Annotated in this window: 1 protein-coding gene; it reads left to right on the top strand. The window is 66.9% G+C overall.

Features of this window, described 5'->3' with window-relative positions; all coding sequences use genetic code 11:
• Positions 1-3,457: condensation domain-containing protein (locus tag ACFWAY_RS53205; RefSeq protein WP_378516461.1), on the top strand; the 3,457-nt coding region annotated here is incomplete at both ends.

Genomic DNA, 3,457 nt, shown 5'->3' with positions numbered 1-3,457 from the left:
ACCTCCAAGTCAAAATCCGCGGCCACCGCATCGAACTCGGCGAAATCGAAGCCACCCTCACCACCCACCCCGACATCACCCACGCCGCGGTGGCGATACGCAATGGCACAGTCACCGAGCAACTGGTGGCCTACGTGGTGCCGACCCCGGGCGCCCACGTCGACCCCGAGACGCTCGCCGCGACGGTCGGAGCGTGCCTGCCCGATTTTATGGTGCCGTCGGTGTTCGTGACCCTCGATCGGATGCCAGTGAGCATGAACGGCAAGATCGACCGGCGAGCACTACCCGCACCAGCGTCGGTGAAGCGGCAGTTCCGGGCGCCGGTCACCCCCATCCAACAGACAATCGCCGACGTCTTCGCCGACGTCCTCGGCGTCGACCGCGTCGGGGTTGACGAGTCGTTCTTCGCTCTCGGCGGCGACAGCATCGTCGCTATTCAGCTGGTGTCGCGCGCGAAAGCCCGGGGCGTGGTGTTCTCCTCACGTGATGTTTTCGAGCGCAGGACTGTTGGCGGCTTGGCGGAAGTCGCGCAGCTTCCCGAGGACTCCGGACCGCCGGTCGTGCTCGCGGAGTTGCCGGGTGGCGGTGTCGGGTGGATGCCGCTGACCCCGGTCGCGCGGGCGCTGATTGAGCGGGGTGGTGGCTTCGGTCGATTCTCGCAACACATGTTGGTGGAGTTGCCGCCCGGAATAGAGCGCGGTGGGTTGGTGGCGACAGCCGAGGCCGTGCTCGATCACCACGACATTTTCCGCTCACGACTTGTTGGCGACGAGCGCGGGTGGGGTCTCGAAGTCGGCGGGTCCGATGCCGTCGATGTGGACGGCCTTGTTCGTCGGGTGGAGGTCACCGCCGACCTCGACGAGGAAGCCGCGGTGGCGTTGGCGTCGGCGCAATTGGATGCGGCCTTGGGGCGGTTGGCGCCGACGACGGGCGTGATGGTGCAGTTCGTGTGGCTCGATTTCCGGTCGGCATGCAGCGCCCCGCAGCGGCCGGGCTGGTTGCTGATCGTCGCGCACCACCTGGTGATCGACGGGGTGTCGTGGCGGATAATCCTGCCGGACTTGGCCTCCGCATGGGCGCAGGTGTCCGCTGGGCATATCCCGGTGTTGGATTCCGTCGGAACGTCGATGCGTCGGTGGGCGCATGCGTTGGTCGAGGAGGCGTCGGCCCCGGCGCGGCTGGCGGAGTTGCCGATGTGGCAGGCGCTGTTGCAGGCGTCCGACCCGGTATTGGGGCTCCGCCCGTTCAACGCGGCTATCGATGAGGGATCCACCCTCGACCGGGTCGAGGTGAGCGTGCCGGCGCCGGTGACGGCGTCATTACTGACGACCTTGCCGACACTGTTCCACGGCGGCGTCGAGGATGGACTGCTGGCGGCATTGGCGTTGGCCGTCTGTCGGTGGCGGCGCGCGCGAAAGGTCTTCGAATCCTCGACGCTGATCCAATTCGAGGGACACGGCCGTCAGGAGCAGATTGCCGCGGGAGCGGATCTGTCTCGGACGGTGGGATGGTTCACCAGTGTGTTTCCGATGCGTCTGGATATCGGGGCCGCTGACCTCGACGAGGCCTTCGCCGGTGGCGCCGCGGCCGGCGTGGTGGTCAAGTCGATCAAGGAGCAGCTGAGGTCGCTGCCAGACAGGGGAATCGGCTTCGGGCTCCTGCGCTACCTGAATCGGGAGACTGCCAAGCAGTTGCGGTCGCTGCCCGTCGGCCAAATCAGCTTCAACTACCTTGGCCGGGTGTCTTTTGGTGTACCGAACGAGGTGCTGGGGGCAGAGTGGTCACCGTGTTGCCATCTCGGCGACATCGCCGCTCCGAGAGATCCCGACATGCCGGCGAACGGGGTTGTCGACATCGATGCGATCGTCACCGACGGCAGCGAGGGTCCGGTGCTGGGCGCCGCGTTCACGTTCCCGACGGGTGCAATCGGGCGGTCCGATGTGCAGGACTTGGCGGAAGAATGGTGTGCGGCGCTCGCCGCGCTCGCCACCCATGCGCAGACCCCCGACGCCGGCGGGCTGACACCGTCGGATCTGCCGTTGATCACCGCACGTCAATCGGACATCGACCGTTGGGAAGCAGCGTATCCGGCGGTCACGGACGTGTGGCCCTTGACGCCGCTGCAGTCGGGTTTGCTGTTCCATGCTCTGCTGGCCGCGTCGTCGGTCGACGTGTACTCGATGCAGGTCGTATTCACCCTCACCGGCCAGGTGGACGCCGCGCGGTTGCATGCGACGGCGCAGGCGGTACTGGATCGGCATCCGAATCTGCGGGTGGCGTTCGTCGGGGGCGCCGACGGCATACCAGTGCAGCTGGTACTCGATAAGTTGCCGGTGCCGTGGCGCGAGGTCGATCTACGCGGAGTCGACGACGCCGCTCGCCCGGACGCGTTGACGCGGCTGCTGGCCGAGGACCAGGCCAGGCATTTCGACATGACCGCACCGCCGTTGATCCGGTTCACGCTGGTCACGGTAGCCGAGGACCGGTACGAGCTGGTCGTCGCCAACCACCACATCGTGCTCGACGGGTGGTCCATGCCACTGCTGATGGCGGACATGCTCGCGCTCTATGCCGTCGGCGGCGAGGCGTCGGCGTTGCCTCCGGCTCACCCGTATCGCAGTTATCTGGAGTGGCGCGCCGAACAGGACGAGGCGGCGTCGCGGCGGGCGTGGGCGGCGGCGCTCGCGGGTGTCGAGGGCCCGACTCTGCTCGCCCCGGCCGACCCGGGCCGAGAGATCTCCTCGCGGGCGGGTGAAGTAGCCGCCGATCTCGGCGAGCAAAGGACACGTGCCCTGTCCGAGTTGGCTGCCCGGCTCGATGTCACCGTCAACACGGTGATGCAGGCGGCCTGGGGAATTCTGATGATGCGGATGACCGGCCGCGACGACACGGTCTTCGGCGGCACCGTGTCAGGACGGCCACCTCAGCTCGCGGGCGTGGAATCGATGATCGGGCTGTTCATCAACACGGTGCCGGTTCGGGTGCGGGCGGATCCGGACGAGTCGATCACCCGACTGCTGAGGCGGATGCACGGTGAACAGGCCGACCTGCTCGACCACCACTATCTGGGGCTCACGGAGATTCAGCAGTCGGCCGGGACAGCCGACGTCCTGTTCGACACGCTGACGGTGTTCGAGTCATACCCGGTCGAGAGGGCCGCACTGGCCGAACAGGCCGCCGCGATCGAGGGCATGACGCTGGCTGATGTCAGCGCCAACGACAACACCCACTACCCCCTCGCCCTGGGAATCACCGTCGACACCCAGATCCGCCTTAGCCTGAAGTACCTCCAAGATCTGTTCGACGAACCATATGTCGAGGCCATGCTGGACCGATACCTGCGTGTTCTCGGAGCCATGATGGCCGATGCGGGGTGTCGGGTCGGTGACCTCGACATCCTCGACACCGACGAACGACGGAACCTGCTCGACCGCACCGGCGGCCCCGAACACCCCGC

Origin of the sequence: Rhodococcus sp. NPDC059968 (assembly GCF_042738615.1) — a bacterium.
Classification (GTDB): domain Bacteria; phylum Actinomycetota; class Actinomycetes; order Mycobacteriales; family Mycobacteriaceae; genus Rhodococcus_F.
Note: the sequence above shows the minus strand (reverse complement) of the source record. Positions and strands in the feature narration are given on the sequence as shown.